General features: G+C 54.7%; 18 protein-coding genes. 5 read left to right on the plus strand and 13 right to left on the minus strand.

Features of this window, described 5'->3' with window-relative positions; all coding sequences use genetic code 11:
• Window positions 1-57: 57 nt before the first annotated feature.
• The 6 genes from BBD41_RS10545 to bcp all read right to left on the minus strand — a co-directional run bounded on the left by BBD41_RS10545 (window position 58) and on the right by bcp (window position 8,112).
• Window positions 58-1,614 carry a response regulator gene (locus tag BBD41_RS10545; protein WP_099477558.1) on the minus strand — a complete coding sequence of 519 codons (1,557 nt, stop codon included), beginning with the start codon at window positions 1,612-1,614 and terminating at the stop codon, window positions 58-60.
• Entirely contained in the window at window positions 1,592-3,367 is a 1,776-nt protein-coding gene (locus tag BBD41_RS10550; RefSeq protein WP_099477559.1) for a cache domain-containing sensor histidine kinase, read from the minus strand. Before BBD41_RS10550 ends, BBD41_RS10545 begins: the two co-directional genes overlap by 23 nt.
• A 601-nt stretch (window positions 3,368-3,968) precedes the next feature.
• Window positions 3,969-5,147, minus strand: a complete 1,179-nt coding sequence (locus tag BBD41_RS10555; RefSeq protein ID WP_077569786.1) for an NAD(P)/FAD-dependent oxidoreductase — start codon at window positions 5,145-5,147, stop codon at window positions 3,969-3,971.
• Between the two features lie 33 nt (window positions 5,148-5,180).
• Complete coding sequence (locus BBD41_RS10560) at window positions 5,181-5,639, minus strand: helical membrane plugin domain-containing protein (protein WP_077569787.1); 459 nt, start codon at window positions 5,637-5,639, stop codon at window positions 5,181-5,183.
• A gap of 489 nt (window positions 5,640-6,128) precedes the next feature.
• The gene (locus tag BBD41_RS10565; RefSeq protein WP_077569788.1) at window positions 6,129-7,457 is read right to left on the minus strand and encodes a polysaccharide deacetylase family protein; all 1,329 of its coding nucleotides are present in this window, start codon (window positions 7,455-7,457) and stop codon (window positions 6,129-6,131) included.
• 184 nt (window positions 7,458-7,641) lie between these two features.
• Entirely contained in the window at window positions 7,642-8,112 is a 471-nt protein-coding gene (gene bcp, locus BBD41_RS10570) for a thioredoxin-dependent thiol peroxidase (RefSeq protein ID WP_077569789.1), read from the minus strand.
• Between the two features lie 141 nt (window positions 8,113-8,253).
• Between bcp and BBD41_RS10575 the strand changes: the two genes are divergently transcribed.
• From BBD41_RS10575 to BBD41_RS10595, 5 genes are all read left to right on the plus strand, one after another.
• A complete protein-coding gene (locus BBD41_RS10575; RefSeq protein WP_077569790.1) occupies window positions 8,254-9,330 on the plus strand; it encodes an LCP family protein in 1,077 nt (358 codons plus the stop codon).
• Window positions 9,331-9,416: 86 nt separating this feature from the next.
• Window positions 9,417-10,733: a glutamate-1-semialdehyde 2,1-aminomutase gene (locus BBD41_RS10580; RefSeq protein ID WP_099477560.1), complete on the plus strand. Its 1,317-nt coding sequence runs from the start codon at window positions 9,417-9,419 to the stop codon at window positions 10,731-10,733.
• Window positions 10,734-10,915: 182 nt separating this feature from the next.
• Window positions 10,916-11,788, plus strand: a complete 873-nt coding sequence (locus BBD41_RS10585) for an aminoglycoside 6-adenylyltransferase (protein ID WP_099477561.1) — start codon at window positions 10,916-10,918, stop codon at window positions 11,786-11,788.
• Between the two features lie 319 nt (window positions 11,789-12,107).
• The gene (locus BBD41_RS10590; RefSeq protein WP_099477562.1) at window positions 12,108-12,707 is read left to right on the plus strand and encodes an RNA polymerase sigma factor; all 600 of its coding nucleotides are present in this window, start codon (window positions 12,108-12,110) and stop codon (window positions 12,705-12,707) included.
• Window positions 12,708-12,783: 76 nt separating this feature from the next.
• Complete coding sequence (locus BBD41_RS10595; protein WP_237087053.1) at window positions 12,784-13,635, plus strand: DUF4367 domain-containing protein; 852 nt, start codon at window positions 12,784-12,786, stop codon at window positions 13,633-13,635.
• Between the two features lie 301 nt (window positions 13,636-13,936).
• Here the strand turns inward: BBD41_RS10595 and BBD41_RS10600 are convergent, their stop codons facing one another.
• From BBD41_RS10600 to BBD41_RS10630, 7 genes are all read right to left on the minus strand, one after another.
• A complete protein-coding gene (locus tag BBD41_RS10600) occupies window positions 13,937-15,196 on the minus strand; it encodes an SGNH/GDSL hydrolase family protein (RefSeq protein WP_099477564.1) in 1,260 nt (419 codons plus the stop codon).
• Window positions 15,197-15,236: 40 nt separating this feature from the next.
• Window positions 15,237-15,617 carry a hypothetical protein gene (locus BBD41_RS10605; protein WP_237087054.1) on the minus strand — a complete coding sequence of 127 codons (381 nt, stop codon included), beginning with the start codon at window positions 15,615-15,617 and terminating at the stop codon, window positions 15,237-15,239.
• Window positions 15,618-15,845: 228 nt separating this feature from the next.
• Window positions 15,846-16,139, minus strand: a complete 294-nt coding sequence (locus BBD41_RS10610; RefSeq protein ID WP_099477565.1) for a hypothetical protein — start codon at window positions 16,137-16,139, stop codon at window positions 15,846-15,848.
• 144 nt (window positions 16,140-16,283) lie between these two features.
• Window positions 16,284-17,147 (minus strand): inositol monophosphatase family protein, encoded by an 864-nt coding sequence (locus tag BBD41_RS10615; RefSeq protein WP_099477566.1) that lies wholly within the window; start codon window positions 17,145-17,147, stop codon window positions 16,284-16,286.
• Between the two features lie 250 nt (window positions 17,148-17,397).
• Window positions 17,398-18,399, minus strand: coding sequence for a UV DNA damage repair endonuclease UvsE (uvsE, locus tag BBD41_RS10620; protein WP_099477567.1), 1,002 nt, complete (start codon window positions 18,397-18,399; stop codon window positions 17,398-17,400).
• Window positions 18,396-18,713: a hypothetical protein gene (locus BBD41_RS10625; protein ID WP_077569800.1), complete on the minus strand. Its 318-nt coding sequence runs from the start codon at window positions 18,711-18,713 to the stop codon at window positions 18,396-18,398. The genes uvsE and BBD41_RS10625 overlap by 4 nt, the downstream gene beginning before the upstream one ends.
• A 97-nt stretch (window positions 18,714-18,810) precedes the next feature.
• Window positions 18,811-19,905, minus strand: a complete 1,095-nt coding sequence (locus BBD41_RS10630) for a D-alanine--D-alanine ligase (RefSeq protein WP_077569801.1) — start codon at window positions 19,903-19,905, stop codon at window positions 18,811-18,813.
• Window positions 19,906-19,920: the final 15 nt, after the last annotated feature.

Raw genomic sequence — 19,920 nt, forward strand, 5'->3', positions numbered from 1 at the left:
TATGTTCCGAATAAGTGGCTTCTTTTCCGATCCTGCAAGAACCCTGCCTCCCCCTTGTCATTTGCGGTTCAATCCCTGATACTCGGCCGGCGTCATCCCGACCAGCTTCTTGAACAGCTTGCTGAAATACTTCACATCGTTAAATCCTGAAAGCTCCGCCACCTCATACACCCTGAGCGAGGTTGCAGCCAGCAGCTCTTTGGCGCGCTTTACCCGCAGATCGATCACATAGTCGATAAAATTGCTCCCCGTCACCCGCTTGAACAGCTCGCTGAAGTAATTGCGGCTTACGGCGACTTCATCGGCGACCTCCTGAAGGGAGATCGGCTCCGTGTAATGGGCGTTGATATAGGAAATGGCCTGAAGGACGATCCGCTCGTGCAGCGTGGCTTCCGGAAGCGGACCGCGATTCGGCTCGTCCCGGACCGCCTGAAACGCGTCAAGCATGACGCTTCGCACCTCTTCGGCCGACCGAAGCCGGGTTAGCTCATACGCCGGAGACAAAATCGGCAGGACCGACAGGCTGTACGTCGACAGCATGCCAAGCAGCTCCTCCGCTTCCGCGAGCACATCCTGCTTCCCCATTCGGGATGGGATCCATCGCTCCATTACCGACTGCAATAGCACTTCGCACCTCGGCAGGTTTCCGACGGCCAGCGCAGCCCTCAAGGCCTGCAGCTCCGGCTTGGCCTGCTCCGGTCCTTCACGGCCCTCCGGGGCAACGATATCCTCCGCATGAAAGATGCGCGCCTCCTGGTCAAAGAAGGAGGCTTCCAGGCTTGCGCCCGCCTCTACGTAGGCCTCGGCGAGCCGCTTCGGCCCGGCATACCGGCGGCTGAGCCCAATGGTAGCGGAGGCGGCAAGCGGACGGAGGAGATGATCGCAGCGGGGATCCTCTGCACGCTCCATCCCGTCAACGGGCACCCAGGCCGCCAGGAGGTCCGGTCCTATCCGGACCGCAAGCGCATCCGGCAGCTGCTCATACAAACAGCTCTTGAGTCGTTCCATTTCTTCTTCTCCGTCCAACGGGGCTGCTCCGAAGCCGTCCGGTCTCGGCCCTCCGTCCAGTCGGCAGACTGCGACGACGAATTGGCCGTCACTCTGGAACCCGGCCAAGTTCTCCATGGCGGCAGCTTCGCCGTGCAATGCCATATACAGCGTCTTCTCATCGGCCCGTTTCCGCCGCTCCCGCTGCTGCCGTTCATGCTCGGTTACGATACGCTCAAGGCGCTTCTCTTCCTCCAGCTTCTGCCGCATCCGTTCCAGCACATCCTTCAGCGACGCTGAATCGAGCGTCGGCTTCAGAATGTAATCGGCCGCGCCGAGCCGAATGCCTTCCCGGACGTATTCAAAATCGCTGTGGCAGCTGAGCAGCAGCACTTTCACCCATGGGCATAGCTGCCTTGTCCGGCGGGTAAGCTCAAGCCCGTCCATGACCGGCATCGCGATGTCCGTAATCAGAATGTCGACCTCTCCCGCCTCGATCCACTTCAAAGCCTTTTGACCGTTCGATGCCTCCCCGACCAAGCGATAGCCGTATCCCTCCCAGTCAAAAGTCGTTCGGAGCCCTGTGCGGGCAATCGCTTCGTCATCAACGAGCAGCACTTTGTACATGAATATCCCCTCCGTTCGCCGGAATCAAGATGGTCACCCGCGTGCCTCCCTCTTCCTTCCGCTCGACGTTCAAGCCGTAACGGCTGCCGTAATACAGCCTCACGGTTTGATGGACATGCGACAGTCCGATGTGGGTCATTCCCTGCTTGGAGCGGTTGCGCTCATAATCGAGCAGGCCGGCCAGCTTCTCCGGCTCGATTCCGATGCCGTTGTCCTCGATGTGGATCATGGCATCCTCCTGCTGCCGCCGGATGACAACCCGGATCACTCCCTTGTCGTCCAGGGGCGCAATCCCATGGAAAATCGCATTTTCCACGATCGGCTGCAGCAGCATGCGTGGAATTTGCACGTCTTCCATGCCCGCCGGACAGTCGACGACCAGCTCGATCGGATGGTCATAGCGGTATTTCTGGATGATCATGTATTGGCGGAGGAGCTCCAGCTCATCGCCAAGCCGTATAAAGACCCCGCTGCGCCCAAGGCTGCCTTCAAGGAGATGCACAAACGCCGCTACGGCCTTATCGACATCATTGGTGCGGTTCAGCTTGGCCATCCATCGGATCGAGTTCAGCGTGTTATATAAAAAATGCGGATTGATCTGATAACGAAGGGCCCGAATTTCTGCCTTCTTCTTCTCCGATTCCTCTGCGGCGATCCGCTGGATCAACAGATCAATCTGCTCGATCATTTTGTTAAAGCTTCTGCCGAGCTGGCCGATTTCGCTTGGACCGACATTCCGGCAGCGCACGCTCAAGTCCCCGGCTTCGCTTCGGCGCATCAATCGGCTTAAATGAACAAGAGGATTGCCGATCTTCCGTGTCATGTAATAGCCGATCCCGATGGCCGCCAGCATCGAGCCGAGCACGATCCATACCGTAAAGCTGCGGATGCTGGCCGAATCGGCCGTCAGCTCCTTGAGCGGAACCATTCCCACGACATGCCAGCCGTTGTTCAGCCTGGAAGGGATCATAAGCGTCTTCTTGTTGTTCCACTCGTATTCCGTCGGCCCTGTCGGCAGCTCAACAGGGGAGCGCTTCCCGTACATGGCCGGATCGGGATGGTAGAAGAAGCGGTTCTCGTCGTTGGCGACATACATGTAACCCGTATCCCCGAACTGAACGTGGTTCAGCTCGTCGATAAGCACATCTCCCATGATCTCGAAGAACATGACGCCGACGATTTCCCCCGTATCCCAGCTGCGGATCGCCCTTCCGAGCCCAAAGACCGGAAACCCCATGCTTGTCTGCTTCAGATAAGAGGTGTCGGACAGACCGAACCACACCGTCTGCCCGCGGGCCTCCAGGATCGACTGAAACCACGCCGATTCCCATTGACTCGGAATGGACATCAGCGAGTCCGCGCTGAGGACGGAATTGTTCCGCTTGATATCAAAGACGTACACGTCGATAATTTCCGGCGAGTTGATCATAATGGAGGTCAGCAGATCCTTGCCTTCTTTAACCTTAAGGTTCAAGTCATATTGGCTGAGGTCCGGGTCCTCCAAAATCCCGTGGACGACCTTGCTGTTCAGCACCATCATCGAGGAATCGTCCAGCTTCTTGAAGAACATGTTCAGCTTGTCACTGACCTGCGTAATCGTCAGCGACGCCACCTTGCCCACCTGCTCCTCCACGATGGATGCCGACTTGTGGAAGGAGAGGAAGCCCATCATCAGAACCGGCAATGTCGTACCGATGAAAAAGAACAAAAACAGCTGCGTTACGATCGAATGAAGACGGCGGTATCCCCGCATATGCAAACTCCCTCCTCTACCAGATCAGAACATGAATTGGCAATGTTTATTTGACAGCGCTTACAACCAAAGTTGCTTTTGTATCCTTGTACATCTGTCGACAAGCTCCTCGACGTATCTGCACCTTGTGCTATTGGTTCCCTTCAGTCCCTCCTTTCTTTACCTTCCTCGCCTCCCTTTCTGTCCTGTTTTTTTGTCTTGCCTTTCCTTCCGCGCGATCGCTTCCGGCTTCCGGCTGCTCCTACTCCTACTCCTACTCCTACTCCCACTCCCACTCCTACCTGCTCCTACTCCTACTCCTACTCCCACTCCCACTCCTACCTGCTCCTGCTCCTGCTCTTACTCCTGCTCCTGCTCTGCTCCCCTTTCCTCTCCGGCCATCCTCTTCCCGCTCCGGTCTCCTTCACGCCCCCCGCAAAGCATTAGCCTCTAGGGGAGGGCCGTCCGGAGTGTATTCATCGTAATATGTTTGGCAGAGATTGTCCCTATGTCCATCTTCTTATGTTTTGTGCCTCCCTCTCCGGGAAACGCAAAAAAGAGATGGACCCCAATATCAGGGCCCATCTCTTGATTTATATTCATGTTCATGCAAGCCTTCGGCTTAGTATGCCAGCGTAAACAATCCGTTGATGTGAGAGAGGTAGCGCATGTTGCTCGCTTCCTTCATCAGCGTTGCAGGCAAACCTTTCAATTGCGTTTTGTTCGCGCCGATGGTTCCGATGGCATCCTTGCGTCCCAAGCTGCCCAGCGTACCGGAGAATACCGGCTCGAAGGAAGCTTGTGCGCCGCCGTTCAGATTCGCGAAGATGTTGTAGCCGATCAGCTCGCCCATCTGCCATGCCAGCTGTGCTGTCGGCGGGTATGGACGGCCTTCCGGTCCCATAACAACCGCGCTGTCGCCAGCGACATACACGTCAGGATGGGAAGCGGATTGCAGGTACTCGTTAACGACCGCACGACCGCGGTTCACTTCGATACCGCAGTTCGCTACAACCGAGTTACCCTGTACGCCGCCGGTCCATACCAGCGTGCTGGTTTCGATGGTGCTGCCGTCTTTCAGCTCCACGGTCGTTCCGTCCATCTTCGTGATCGGCAAGCCGGTGAGGAAGTTCACGCCGCGCTTCTGCAAGCTTGTCGTCGCACGGTCAACCAGCTCTGCCGGGAAGCCTGGCAGAATGGAAGGAGCCGCTTCTACGCAGTAGAGCGTAATTTCCTGTGGATCGATCCCGTGCTTGCGTGCAAGCTCGCTGCGCATATCCGCATACTCGCCGACAAGCTCGACGCCGGTCAAGCCGCCGCCGCCGACAACGATCGTTGCATCGGCCTTGTTCTTCGTTTTTGCATATTCCGCGATGCGGGCTTCCACATGGGCACGCAGACGATTCGCGTCGTTTACCGACTTCAGAATGAAGCTGTTCTCTTGAAGTCCCGGAATGCCGAAGAATGCAGTTTCGCTGCCAAGCGCGATAACGAGAACATCATAAGTAAAGTTTCCGCCGTCATCCAAGGATACGGTGCGTTCGTCAGGCTTGATCTCCTTGACGTTGCCAATGCGCAGATCCACGTTGGCGTTGCGAAGCAATTTATCCAGCGGCAGGGCCACTGCTTTCTCTGAGATGTTGCCTGCTGCCAGTCGATGCAGTTCTGTAATGATCTGGTGTGTTGGGAAACGGTTGACCAGCGTAATTTTCGCGTCGTTGACGCCAAAATGCTCGCGTGCAGAAAGTGCGCTCAGCAAGCCGCCGTAGCCCCCGCCCAAAATTAAAATATGTTTAGACATGACCATCCTCCGTTCTTCTTAAGATATATGGAATTAACGCTTGTTCTGTTGGTCGCGCTCGTTCAGAACGTCAAGAAAAGCCTGAGCATAGCGAAGACCCTTTTGAACTTGAGGATCCTTCAGCATTTTCATCAGACCGAATACGCCGATTTGCGCTTGATCGCCCTGTGCATGGATACGGTCGCCCGCTTCGATCGCGGCAGACGCAATCGCTTTTGCCTTGTCTGTAACAGGCTTCGTGAATCCTGCGAGAGAAGCCATGGTGTCTTCCGCCAGCACCGGATCAGTAGCTACGGACTTGCCGAAATCATAAGCCTTCGTGAAGAATGTGAGCATTTCTGTAAGCTTAGGCAGGTTATCCACGAGCGTAGTCAGCGATTCCTGTACCTCAGGCTTTAGCAATTGTTCGAGCAGCACATCAGGACGGCTGGCCTGGTTTCCTGCAACGTTATCCGGTGTTTCGGACGGTTGCGGGTTAGATGTTTCTGTCATTGAGAATTGCCTCCTTTTCTTTAAGTGAACTCCCAAGATGAACTTGGCGACGATCGAACCGGTTAGCTTTAATTTCGGGATAACCGGTATCTATTATGCATCACTGACATAAAGTGTGAACTTCAAGGTGACTCACTCGCGCCAAAATAAAGGCAGGGGGATGGCTCCCCCCTCCTTTACGAATAACGTTCTCAGGGATTGTGATTATTATCTCTAAGTACTAGTCTATAACTTGTGCCGCATAATTACAAACATAAAATACAAATTTCGACTACAAATGTGAGTTCAAAAATTCGGTTTTTCAGCACCGAGAAGGTTGGATGAAGTTAGGGAGTGAGGAGCGGAGCTACACGTTTTCGCAGAAAACGCCTTCGAAAGCATCTGCTGTTCTAGGTACGTGAGCACAGGAAGGCCCGGCTGAATTCAAGATTCGACGCCGAGTTACTTCTTGATTCACTTCGTGATCAAAAGGCGAATTTTGAACATCCTCTACAAAGTTATGATCCGAATTTCCGCATCTTCATATGTCACTCTTGTAACAGGGTGCCCGGATGCAGCAAGGGCGTCACGGAGCGGAATCCAGGCCGTGCCGCCGATCAGGTGCACATCGGACGGAAGCGGCCTTCCCCAGGATTCAGCCGGGCTTATCGTGCGTCTCAGCGGGTCCGCTTCCCAGCGTTTCCCTCCAAGGGACACGCTGACGGTCTTGCTGTGACCCTTCCAGGAGACCTCCCCTCCGAGCCGCTCGGTCAAGGAGCGCAGAGGAACCAGCAAACGCCCGCCCTCCATTTTGTACTCGCCCGGCTCGAAGGCGGTCTCCATGGCCCCGAACTCGAGCGCAAGCGTTCGGCCCGTCTCGAATAGTTTGGCATTGGCCGCAACATGATCCTCGATCCATTGGCGGGAAGGCTGCGAGGCCTTAACCGCGCTTTGCTGCGCCTTGAACTGGACCGGCTGCATATCCGGCGTAAGCACATCGAACGCATAGCCCTGCTTTTTATAATAAGCGATGATCTCCGGCAGCGCCTTTACGCTCTCCTCGTGGCCGTTGCTGTCATGCAGCAGCACAACCGCCTCGCTTCCGCTGACCTTCGCTGTTGCGCCTTTCACGATCTCCTTGGCCGGAACCCCCCGGCGCTTCGAATCCCCGCTGTCGACGTTCCAATCGAATACGCGATATCCCCCCTGCTCCATCAAATCGAAATATGCCTGGTCAAAATGTCCGGCTGTCCCGCCCGGCGCCCTGACGAGCTGCGGACGTTCGCCTGTAATCAAACGGATCACCTCTTCCGTCTTCTTGATCTGGGTCCAGAAATCTTGAAAATGCCCGTAAAGCTTGTCATAGCGATGATCATATGTATGATTGCCGATCACGTGTCCTTCTTCATATATGCGGTTGATAATTTCCGGGCGTGCTTCTGCCTGCTCCCCCAGCACGAAGAACGTGCCCTTAATGCCTTCCTTCCGCAATATGTCCAGCACTTCCAGCGTCAAATCGGAAGGGCCGTCGTCGAAGGTAAGATATACCTTCTTCTCAGCTTTCGGGGCCTGGGCTTGCGCTGCGGCGGCGGATGTCGCTTGCTTGCCTGCTCCCGCGGCATAAACCGCCTGCTTGATCGGCGTTTCACCGCTTTGGCCTAGCTGCTCCTTCGTCTGAACCCCGGCGGCGGATGCCGGAGCCAACAGCGCCTGCTCCATATATACCTTCACATCGGCCGGCTTCGGTTTCCCCCCGGGAAATCCGGCCCAGGCCGTTATCATTAACGCCAGCACACCAAAAAACAAGGCAATGGATGCAACTCTCGCTACAATTTTCATGTTTTCTACCTCCATCATTTCTATGAGTTCGGCTTTCTGGTAGATTATATGGAGGTATTTTCGAAAAAAGACTAGCAGCCGATATATATTTTAGCGAGAGTTGCGAGAGAATGAGCCGGCGAACAAAAACAGCCCCTCGCAGCAAGCCTGTCCAGGCATGCGGAGGGACTGATCTTCATATAGCTTATGACAGCACAGCTTCGAGGACCGCTTCCACATGGCCCTTCACCTTGACCTTGCGCCATTCGCGGGCGAGCTTCCCCTTCTCATCGATCAGGAAGGTGGAGCGCACGATCCCCATATACTCGCGGCCAAACATCTTCTTCATCTGCCATACCCCGAACAGCTCGCTCACCTTATGCTCTTCATCAGCCAGAAGCAAATAGGGCAGGCTATGCTTATCGATAAATTTGGCATGGGATTTCAATGGATCAGGGCTGATGCCGATGACGACCGCTCCCGCTTCCTTTAATGCGCCGTAGTGATCGCGGAAGCTGCAGGCCTCCTCGGTGCATGTGGGCGTCATATTTTTGGGATAGAAAAAAAGCACGACCTTGCGTCCGCGAAAGTCGCTCAAGGATACATTCTCTCCGCTTGAAGCCGCGAGGGTAAAATCCGGGACCGGGCTCCCAACTTCAACATGTGATGGTTTCACGATTAAGCTCCTCCTGCTGAACGGGACCTTAGACCCGTAAAATTGATTGTCTTTTCGAAAAAAATTATAATAGAGTGAATGTCGAATGTTCAAATGTTCTATCGATTTTATTCACCAGCGTAATCCGAAAGGAAGAACACAATGACCAAAAAAACAAAGAAGACGATTATATGGAGCATATGCGTCGTTCTTGCGGCAGTCGTCGCCTACGGCACTTATTATGCAGTATCATTCTATGACGGCCTGCAAAGCTTGAACAAAAGCGGTGAGTCCTCCCCTTTCCGTGAAATCGAGAAAGTGGATGCCAAAGCCCCTGCGCCTCCCGAATGGGAAGGCACCGAGCCGGTCAACATCCTGCTGATGGGCGTCGATGCCCGCGGCTTCGAGGAAGGGGAAATTCCCCGCTCGGACAGCATGATGGTAGCCTCCATCGACCCGGTAAAGAAAAAAATGTACCTGTTCTCTATTCTGCGCGATACGTACACGGACATACCCGGGCATGACCGGAACCGGATCAACACGGCGATCACCCATGGCCCCAATACCGCGATGAAGGCGGTCGGCGATCTGCTCGGCATTCCGATCCAATACTATGTCTACACCGACTTCCAAGGATTTATTAAGCTGGTGGATTCCGTCGGCGGCGTTGATTTTTACGTCGAGAAGGATATGAATTATTCCAGCAAAGCGGACAAGAATGAATATGACATCAATCTGAAGGAAGGCATGCAGCATCTTGACGGCAACGCCGCGCTCCAGTACGTCCGTTTCCGTTACGACGCTATGGGGGACTTTACCCGTACCGAGCGGCAGCGCGAGCTGATTAAAGCGGTCGCCAAGAAAATGCAGACGACCACGTCGATTATGAAGCTGCCGGATATTTTGAGAGCCGTCAGCCCTTACATCGACACGAATCTCGAGGTTGAGGACATGTGGAAGCTGGCCACCGTGGCATATAAGAGCAGCATGAGCGGCAGCGAGCAGATCCCTCCGATGAAGCTGCTGAAGGAAGAATCGATCGGCGGCGCAGCTGTCTTGACGGTCGGCAATCCGGACACCTTAAAGCAGTACATTCAGGATATCATGAACCCGCCGGACCCTGATCCGGAGACCGAAGAAGGCCAAAGCGAAGGCAAGGAGAGCGATCCTGCCGGCAAAGAAAGCAATCCTTCTGCATCGACGTCCACGTCTGCAGCCACAGAGACAGACCGCAACTAACTTAGCACACTATACAGCATGCAGGACAGGCAGCTTGGGATCTTGGCGGCCTGTCCTGCTTCATGAAGAAAGGAAGTTTGTACACGATGAACACATCCAGAACCCGTTCCGAAGCCTTATACCAGGAAGCACTTCAGCATATTGTCGGCGGTGTCAACAGCCCCTCCCGCTCGTTCAAAGCGGTCGGCGGCGGCGCCCCCGTCTTCATGAAACGCGCCAGCGGCGCCTATTTCTGGGATGAGGACGGCAATCGTTACATCGATTACCTGGCGGCCTACGGACCGATTATTACCGGCCATGCCCATCCGCATATTACGGCAGCCATTACGGCGGCAGCCCAGAACGGCACGCTGTACGGAACGCCGACCGAGCTTGAAATCAAGCTTGCCAAAATGCTGAAGGATGCCATCCCTTCCTTGGACAAGGTGCGCTTCGTCAATTCCGGCACCGAAGCCGTCATGACGACGATCCGCGTTGCTCGCGCATATACGAAGCGCAATAAAATCATCAAATTCGCCGGCTGCTACCACGGTCACTCCGACCTCGTGCTTGTCGCCGCAGGTTCCGGACCGTCCACCCTCGGCATTCCGGACAGCGCCGGAATTCCAACAAGCATTGCCCACGAGGTCATAACGGTTCCGTTTAACGACCTTGACAGCCTGCGTGAAGCCTTGGAGCGCTGGGGCGATGACGTGGCTGCGGTGATGGTCGAGCCGATTGTCGGCAATTTCGGCATGGTGATGCCAAAGCCCGGCTTCCTGGAAGGATTGTGCAAGATGGCTCATGATAACGGCTCGCTCGTCATCTATGACGAGGTCATCAGCGCCTTCCGCTTCCACTATGGCTCTTCCCAGACATACGCGGGTCTGGCGAATCACGAAGCCATTCAGCCGGATCTGACCGCTCTCGGCAAAATCATCGGCGGCGGTCTTCCGATCGGCGCTTACGGTGGCCGGAAGCACGTTATGGAGCAGGTTGCCCCGCTCGGACCTGCATATCAAGCAGGAACGATGGCCGGCAACCCGGCGTCCATCGCTGCAGGGATCGCCTGCTTGGAAGTGCTGCAAGGCGAAGGCGTGTACGAGGAAATGGAACGTCTGACGATCAAGCTGACCGAAGGGCTGAAGTGCTCGGCGGACCGCCACGGAATTCCTCTCACGATCAACCGGATTCGCGGCTCCTTCTCCACCCATTTCTGCGATCATCCGGTGACTAACTATGATGAAGCCCAGGATACGGACGGCGAGGCCTTCGCTTCCTTCTTCCGTCATATGCTGGACCGCGGCATTAATCTGGCCCCTTCAAAATACGAAGCATGGTTTATGACGACTGCCCATACGGAAGCGGACATCGATGCAACGCTGGAAGCCGCAGAAGCATCATTTCAAGCCATGAAAGGTTAATGACGTTGATATTTCGTTTGACTTAAATTCTGGAAAGGAGAACCGGAATATGAAGAAGCTGCTGAACAAGTTATAACATGCTGCGTCGTATCCTGCTTCAACGGTTCGCATCCGCGGACCTCCTGCCTGAACGGTTCATATTATTTTGACCCAATCCAATGAAAACGAAAGGCGGGAAAGACGTGAGAAGCGAGCAAGAAATGATGGATTTAATTCTGGGCGTGGCTAAGCGTGATGAGCGTGTTCGCGCCGTGACCCTGGAAGGCTCAAGAACGAACCCTAATGTGCCAAAGGATGTATTTCAGGACTACGATATCAGCTTCCATGTCACCGACATGGACAGCTTCATTCAAGATCCGGGCTGGATAGACGTCTTCGGGGAACGGATCATATTGCAAATGCCCGAAGCTATGGCGATGTTCCCTCCCGATCTGGGGAACTGGTTCTCCTATCTAATGCTGTTTACGGACGGGAACCGGATCGATATGACCCTGATTCCCATCGAGGAAAAGGAATCCTACAGCCAGCACGACAAGCTGATCAAGGTCCTATTGGACAAAGACGGGACGTTTCCCGCAATTCCGGAGCCGACGGATGAGGATTACCGCGTCAAACGTCCGTCTGCCGAATTCTTTGCGGACTGCAGCAACGAATTCTGGTGGGTGACCACTTATGTTGCCAAGGGATTGTGGAGAGAGGAAATTCTGTATGCCCAGGATCACCTGAACAATTTCGTTCGGCCGATGCTGATCAAAATGCTGGAATGGCAGGCGGGAATCCAGACCGGCTTCTCGCTTAGCGTCGGCAAGAATGCCAAGTATTTGAAGCGATACTTGCCGGAGGACAGCTGGAGCCAGCTGATGGACACCTACCCGGGGGGAACCTATGACCAGGTCTGGGACGCCCTCTTCGCCGCCGGCGCACTTTTCCGCAAGACGGCGCTGCACGTCGGCGAACAGCTCGGCTACACGTATGACATGGGACAGGACGAGCGCGTTACCGGCTTCCTGCACCATGTCCGCCAGCTGCCGCGGGACGCTAAGGAAATCTATTAAAATCAGCGTAGGAGCTGCTCTGCTCTTCATTCCGTTCATCGGATCAGGCAGCAGTCCTCCACGCCAGGGAAGACCGGGAAGACCGTTTCCCCGCTCCATAAGTCGAATGCGAAGCAGTAAAGAGAGACGCCAGTCACGGCGTCTCTCTTTTATTTTGCATACTGCTGTTTACTTGATGGCTCTTGAGACCTATGCTCAGCCTGCCTCGGCCCGATATGGATCAATCCGTTCTTCTGCCAAATAAAAGTTTGGGAGAGTCCGTTTTGTCACATTCGCGCCCTGCCCGTACGTAATACAGATTGTAAAGGGGTGAAACCACTTGGATGAACCAGCATTCCATCAGATTGTTGCTGATGTTTTGAAGGGAGAGATCGACCAGTATGAGCTGATCATGAACCGCTGCAACAATGCCATCTTCAATTACTGCTACCACATGCTTGGCGATTATGCCGAAGCCGAGGATTGCACGCAGGAGGTTTTCTTGAAGGCGTACCGCCATTTGTCCAAATATGAAGCGGACAAGCCCTTCGAGGCCTGGCTGTACCGCATCGCCTCCAACCAATGCATCGATCTGCTGCGGAAGCGAAAGCTGTACCGGTACCTCCCTTTTCTCTACCAGAAGGACCAGGATAACCGGCATGTCGATCAGGTCATCGAGCACAAATATTACAATCCGTCCGTGCTCCGGGCGCTGGCCAGGCTGACCGCCGAGGAACGGAGCCTGCTCATCCTGCGCTGCGTCGAGGATAAGAGCTATCATGAGATCAGTCTTATTTTGCAGCAAGGCACGATCTATCTCAGGAAAAAGTTCGAGCGGGCCGCCGCCAAGTTCCGCAAATTTTACGCTATGGCAGAGGGGGAGGAGACGAATGAGCATGGACAGCGACAAAGACCTGAAACCACTCTTTCAAAGGGTTGAGCCGCCCGGGACAGCCCTCCAGAAACGCGTTATGCACCAAATTCGGGAAGAATCCATTCAAAAGGAGCGATTTTTCATGAAAAACAAAGTAAGCATTCTCTTCATCACCGGCATGCTGCTCACCGCGTCGACCGGCTTCGCGGCAGTCAAGTACCACGCTTTAACCAACGGCAAGGGAGAAGTCGTCTATGAGGAGAAATCAAACGCAGAGGCTCCTCCGCTTAAGGACTATTCCAAAGAGGAACTGGATCGCATCCATCTGATGAACATCGTCTGGGATGAGCAGATCAAGCCGGGCGAAGCCGCCGCCATTTATATTGTCCCGAATAATCCGAACCACGTCATCGATATCAAATCCACCCCGCACGCCGTCAAGGATTTTGACAAGCTGACAAGCATGGTGAACGTGCCGGGCGTGCCGCTGGCCAGGGAGCTCTCCGGTTCAGACAAATATTCGTTCAAAAACGCCAGCGTGCACATGGAGCGCGAGACTGACGCAAAGCCGCTGACCGAGCAGGAAAAAGCCGACATCGCGAAGAAGCTGCTGGCGAAGGCCAAAGCCTCGGGCAAGGATTACGCCCTGATGCCGATACAGTTTACGGACAACTTCTGGTTATCAACCGTCTATTACACCAGCGGTAACAAGGAGGTGTCCCTGACCATTCTGAATAACGGGGACCACGGCAGCGTGACCTCCTATTGGGACGAAAGTACGGATATGATCAACCGGAAGATCAAGATCAACGGACAGGACGTGCTGCAAAAAACATGGAACGACGGAAGCACGGCGCAGCTGGACTGGGCTTATGAGGATCCAAGTACCGGACACCGCTACATGTATACGCTCAGCTCCATGGAGGGAGATGTCCCGGCCGAAGAACTGATCCGCATCGCCGAAACGATCATTCCGAAGGCGGCTTCCAAGTAAGCAGACAGCGTATATATGTTACTCGTCACCTTAAAATCATAGGCGCTGCTTAAGCGAATCGTTATACTAATCCAGCTCCTCCCTTCAGGAAGCACCGTACGAACTACACCTATATAGATATAGAGAAAAAAACGCGGCGGCCCGGGCATCGGGACATGAAGCAGGCGCCGTGCTCGAAGCCGGCCCAGGCGGAGACAACCGCGATCATCAAGAATATGAAAAAGGCCAAAGTGAGACGCCGGTTCGGCGTCTCTCTTTGGCTTCGCAGTTATGATTCCAACCAATCATAAATCAGATGTAGTTATAGGTTAATGAATGCGGCACGCTGTTTGGCGCTGTACTGAACATCAAAGCCAAGACCCGATGCAATAACGGCAAGCGGGACGTAGGTCTTGTCTTCCTTGCCTACCTTATGCAGAAAAGCAGGCGTGTCGATCGGAACGTTCGTGCCGTTCACTTTTACGAACTTCTTGCCGATCGTAACTACAACCGTTTTATCGCCGTATGTGATGGTGGCGCTGGAGGTTTTGTTCTCCCACTTGCTCGTCGCCCCCACCGCATTGACGATATCCTGAATCGCCACGTAGTTCAGATTGTCGCGCAGAATCGGCTTATAAGGTGTATTGAGCTCCTGTCCTTTGACGACGATACGCATCGGCTGACCCTGCTCCTGCACCGGCGGCTGTTTATAGCTGCCCCAGATCGTCTTCGCGAATACGGTTGCCATCGTCTCGTACCCGTATTGGTTCGGATGGATATCATCCTTGAGGATATGCGTCATCGTAATCTCGGATCCCACGAAGGCTTCGGCTACTTGCGCTACCTTGATATCCGCGCCTTGGTCCGCGAAGCCGGCAGCGATGTCCTCCACGAGCTTGGTGAAATGGCCGGCCGCTTCCAGCAGCTTCGCGTAAGCAGCCTCGCCCGCCAGTTTAGGAATCGGATTATATTGGTCCGCGATAACGATGGTCGCATCCGGATTCATAAGCCGCAGATTGCCGATGACGGCGGTGACGTTCTCGGTGTACTGCGCAAAGAGCTCCTGCAGCTTGGCTGCGAGCTGCTCCTCGCTCAGCTTATCAATCGTGCCGACCAGACTCATCATATCATTGCCGCCGATGGTGATGGTAATCAGGTCCGCTTCGGCGATTGCGGCTTTCGCTTTGGGTGCATCCGCTCCGATTTGCTTCGCGCGCGGGTCCGCCAGACCGGCCTGCAGCTCCTCGGCTGTGAGAGAACGTCCATCCGCGATAGCCTGGATGTAATGATCAAGTCCATCCGTCTTCAAGCCGGCTATCCCCAGGTTCGTCACTTCGGTTCTTCCGTAGAAAAGTCCCTGTTCATATAAGCGGTCGACGAAGCCATACAGCTTATTCAAGTCCACCCCCGGCTCATAACCGACCGTTAGGGAGTCTCCCAGCGTTACAATGCGGTATGTATGATCCTCCTTAACGCTGCCCTCATCGGCAACCACCGTAGCTGCACCCGGGCCTAGCAGCGTTACGGCCAGCATCAGAAATCCGGTTACCGCTGCCAGCCTCTTCTTCCATTGTTTGAACATGCCTTCACTCTCCCTATATTTATTCGACGACCTCCTTATTTTACCACCTGCGTCCTCGATTGGGTATAAAGCCCTCCCTAGCAGAACGATCCTTACCTGTTCCCCTCATGAGCAAATAGGCCACCAAATAACCAGCGGACGTCACGCCGAACAATGCAAATATGCCTGGCGTCCCAGCCAAATACAGACTAGGCAGCAGCGACCACAAGAAGGCGATCAGCATGAACGTTTTCCGCGGTCCGAACAGCGAAATGAGTGCGACCGTCCCGGGAAGGAAGAGCATAATAAAGGTGTTCCGCGCCGCATCGGCATTCACCGTATCCGTATACGGATTGAAGAATATAAGGATGCACCACAACAACATGGAGCCGATGCCCGATACGGCACCCGCGATATGAAACATCCGCAGCCCTCGCATCATCAAGCCTCCTATTCATCATTCATACCCTTGAGCCTTTATCTGCATTTCGCTCCTGGAGAACATGTATATGCTTTAACGCCCTCCGAAGTTTCGCATAATCACAACGGGCTAATTTATAAAAAAAAGAAAATGGACAGCCTCCTTAAACGCGCTGTCCATTCCTGTAATGCTTATGCAGTTGCTTGCCGTGCAGGCGGCCGCTAACCGGGCAGAGCCTCACTCCATTCATTAAGAGGACGCATCCCCTTGCTCCTTGCGGCCCTTCTCCAGCTCGGCCTTCGGCTCGTTGCTTTTGCCTGCCTGCTCCATGTATTTGTCGTAACGGCTATCGATTTCCTTCGCGATGCTCCGGTATTTCAGTGTTTCTTCGACGATGGGATCGAGCTGCGTCTGAATCCGGATCTCGTATTTCGGAGACACCTGACGGCGCTCTTCCTGCTCCCGGTCCTTCCTCTCCATCTCGCCTTCAATCAACATCTCGCTAAGCCGGCGTTCCAAATCCTGATCTGATTTCTCATTCATCTCACGCATAACTCCTTTAACAAGCTGTTGTAGACGCTGCCATCTTGATACTTCTATCTTACATTACCCTCAACTGCCGGTATCTTATCCGGCTCTTCGTCATTTCCACCTGATCTTCTGCATATTGCCTAAGCCAAGTCAGTCTTAACGAACGGAGCCCTCGCCCGCTTCCTTGAGCGTATCCAGCAAGCCTTGGTGGATCAAGCCGTTGGTCGCCGCTATATTCCGTACGGACAGATCGAACGGACGGCCGTCGGTGTCCGTCACCGCTCCGCCGGATTCCTGAACCAGCAGGGCCCCTGCGGCGATATCCCAGGCGCTCAGCCCGTGCTCCCAGTATCCGCTTAAGCGTCCGGCGGCAACATACGCCAGATGAAGAGCGGCGGAGCCCCCGGCCCTTATATTGCGCACCTTCGGCAAGAGGGCGTGGAGCTCGGCCATGTTCAGCGGCAAATTAACCTTGCTGTCAATCGGGAATCCGGTCGCAAGCAAGCTCTCCGACAGCTGGCTCTCCTTGGATACATACGTCGGATTGCCGTGAACATAAGCCCCTTTGCCCTTCTCGGCCACAAATAACTCGTCCCGCGAAGGATCGTAAATGACCCCGACGATCACTTCGCCGCGGTGGGCTAGCGCGATGGAGACGGAATAGAACGGAAAACCATGGACATAATTCGTCGTCCCGTCAACCGGGTCGATAATCCAGAGATACTCTTCCTCCTGGGCCGCCTGCAGCGCCCGTGCGGCAGCCTCGGCCCCAGGCTCAACCCCTTCCTCTCCCAGAATGGCATGGTCCGGGAAGTGAGTGAGGATCAGCTTCCGGATCATCTGCTCGGCACCTTTGTCCACCTCCGTGACAATATCCTGAGGCGATGTTTTGGTGCTCAGCTGTTTCACGGACCCGAGTTTGCTCTTAATCCACTCCCCCGCCTTCGCGGCACAATTAATCGCAACGGCAGTGTAACTCTTACTGCTGACTACATAAGGAGTCTTGTCATTCTCGTTCAAAGCGCTCACTCTACTTTCTATATCAATCTATTGATTGTTCACATCCCTTTATCCTATTCCGGTATTACGAAACAGGAGCGGGCAGCGTTTCTCAAAATTTCGCCTATTTCAACAAAAGTCCGTTCCTTGCGGAGCAGTGAATGCCTGGCGAGAACGAACTTTCTGCGTGTATGTCGTGGGAATCATCCTTGTCTTCCGCTTTCACCGTACCTTAAAATCCCTCCGGATGCAAGAGGACCCTCCGCGCGTTCTATGGACGGATCTCTACAGAGGCCCCGTTCAAGATGGTGACGCCCTCATTCTTGTAATCCGCCAGCTCCTTCATAAGCCCGAACAGAGCGCCGTCCTTCATCTTTGCCTCGATCATGACGTCCACTCGCGGCGTCTGTTCCGCAATGTTCCGTAGAAAGGCCAGCAGCGGCACCACATCCACCCCATCGGCATGGCTGCGGATGTCCGCCGGGCTTTTCGGACTGGACACATGGATCTTCGGAGGCAGCGGCTGCGCAGGATCCGAACCGGCCTGGGCGAGCGGGGTCTCCCAGGTGCGAAGAATGTCGGGCCACAGCTCCCATGGCGCTTCGCCGTCATTATTCACCCATTGGTGATGAATGTCGAGGACCATCGGAACCCCCGTCGCTTTGGATACCGACAGCGTCTCCTGTGCCGTAAAGGTCTTATCGTCGTTCTCCAGCGTCAGACGCTCCTTGATACGCTGGTCAAGATCATGGAAGTGCTCGATGAACCGGGAGGCGGCCGATGGCTTGTCCCCATAAGCGCCTCCGATATGGATGTTGTTTTTCATCGCCGCCGGCAGCCCCATCGCTTCAAGCATACCGACATGGGCGTTTAGATCCCGTATGGAATTAGCCAGCACCTCCGGCCGGGGCGTACTGAGCACCGTAAAATGGTCCGGGTGAAAGGACACCCTCATGCCGTGCTTTTTCACATAGTCTCCGATCGCCCGAAAGCCCTCCTGCAAGGCAGGGAAGGGATCCCAGTCCTGCATATCGTTATGGGTTGCCAGCGGGATCAGCTTGGAGGAAAAGCGGTACACCATAATATCATGCGCTGCATTGTGCTTCAGCAGGCGAAGCGTATTATGAAGATTTTCATTCGCGATCCGCTCCAGCTTATGTAAGGCAGCCTCGCGGTCATTCAGCTTCAGAAAACTCTTCATCGTCATGGTCTTGGAGGGAGAAGCATTCTGAACGACCGTGGACATGGCTACATAACCGAATCTTACGATCATGCATGCTCCCCAAAGAACATTTCGTGAGCCAGCGCCGTCTGGACGCGGGATTCCTCATCCGTCAGCTTGCGGATCAGCTGCAGCTCGACGGAAGTGACCTCGCGTCCTTGGAAATTGATCTCGGATACGCATGCCGTAATCAGCACGATGGCCACCGCCCGGTTATCCGGCGTGTAGGCAATTACCTTCTGTCCGGTCGGAAACACCCGAAGCCCGTCCTTCAGCATCTTGCCTCGTCCGTATTCCAGCAGCTCGTATAGCTCCTGCTCGCTCTTAAATTTGCAGACGGAGTTAAACTCGGTTTGAAATCCCATAAGATCTCTTCCTTTCCTGCTTAAATATTAGACTCAAGGGGAGCCGTGATCTGTTGTTCGCGGACTCCCCCTGGCTATTCCTATCCGATTGTAGGCCTTAGGCCTGATTCTCGTAAATCAGCGCCTGCTTGCGGTTGTAACGCTCCAGACCGAGCTCGATCATCCGGTCAAGCAGCTCGCGGTACGACATGCCCGTCTCCCGCCACAAGAGCGGATACATGCTGAACGGCGTAAAGCCCGGCATCGTATTGACCTCATTGATCAGAATCGCGCCGTCCGACCGGCGCAGGAAGAAGTCCGCACGGGTAATGCCGCTGCCCTCGATCGCCTTGAATGCCGATATGGCCAGCTCGCGCAGGCGGTCGGCCGTATCCGGATCGATATCGGCAGGGATCTGCATCTTGGACTGTCCGCTGATATATTTTGCCGCATAGTCATAGTATTCACTCGAAGAGACGATTTCACCCGGGACCGACGCCATCGGCTCATCGTTGCCGAGCACGCTGACCTCCACCTCACGGGCATCCACGAATTCTTCAACAATGATCTTGTTGTCGAAGCGAAGCGCGGTTTCAATCGCGGCTTTCAGCTGCTCCCGGTCCTTCGCTTTGGATATGCCGACGCTGGAGCCCAGATTGGCCGGCTTGACGAAGCTCGGGAAGCCCAGTTTGTCCTCGATCCCTTGAAGCAGCTCATGCTCATGTCGCTCCCACTGGGATCTGGTGAAGCTGCAGTATTCGCACTGCGGCAGTCCCGCCTGGGCGAACAGCTTTTTCATGACGACTTTATCCATGCCTGCAGCAGAGGCAAGCACCCCGGTTCCGACATAAGGAATATCCGCCATTTCGAACAGGCCCTGAATCGTTCCGTCCTCACCGAACGTTCCGTGCAGCAGCGGAAACATGATGTCGACTACCGGCTCTTCACTGCCGTACAGTCTGCTGAACACCGCATTCAGAGCGGTACGGGTGCCTTCTCCCTCGGCGAGCTTGAGCTCCTCCTGATCGGAGAACGGCGCCGTCAGCTTCGTGCCGATCCGCCATGCTCCCTGCTTCGAAATATAAAATGGCATGATATCATACTTGTCGAAATCAAAAGCGTTCATGACGGCGAAGGCTGTCGACAGCGACACCTCATGCTCTCCCGATTTCCCTCCGTATACCAAGCCGACCGTTAATTTATCCTGTCCCATGAATAACCTCTCTCT

This window comes from Paenibacillus ihbetae (genome assembly GCF_002741055.1).
Lineage (GTDB): Bacteria > Bacillota > Bacilli > Paenibacillales > Paenibacillaceae > Paenibacillus_AQ > Paenibacillus_AQ ihbetae.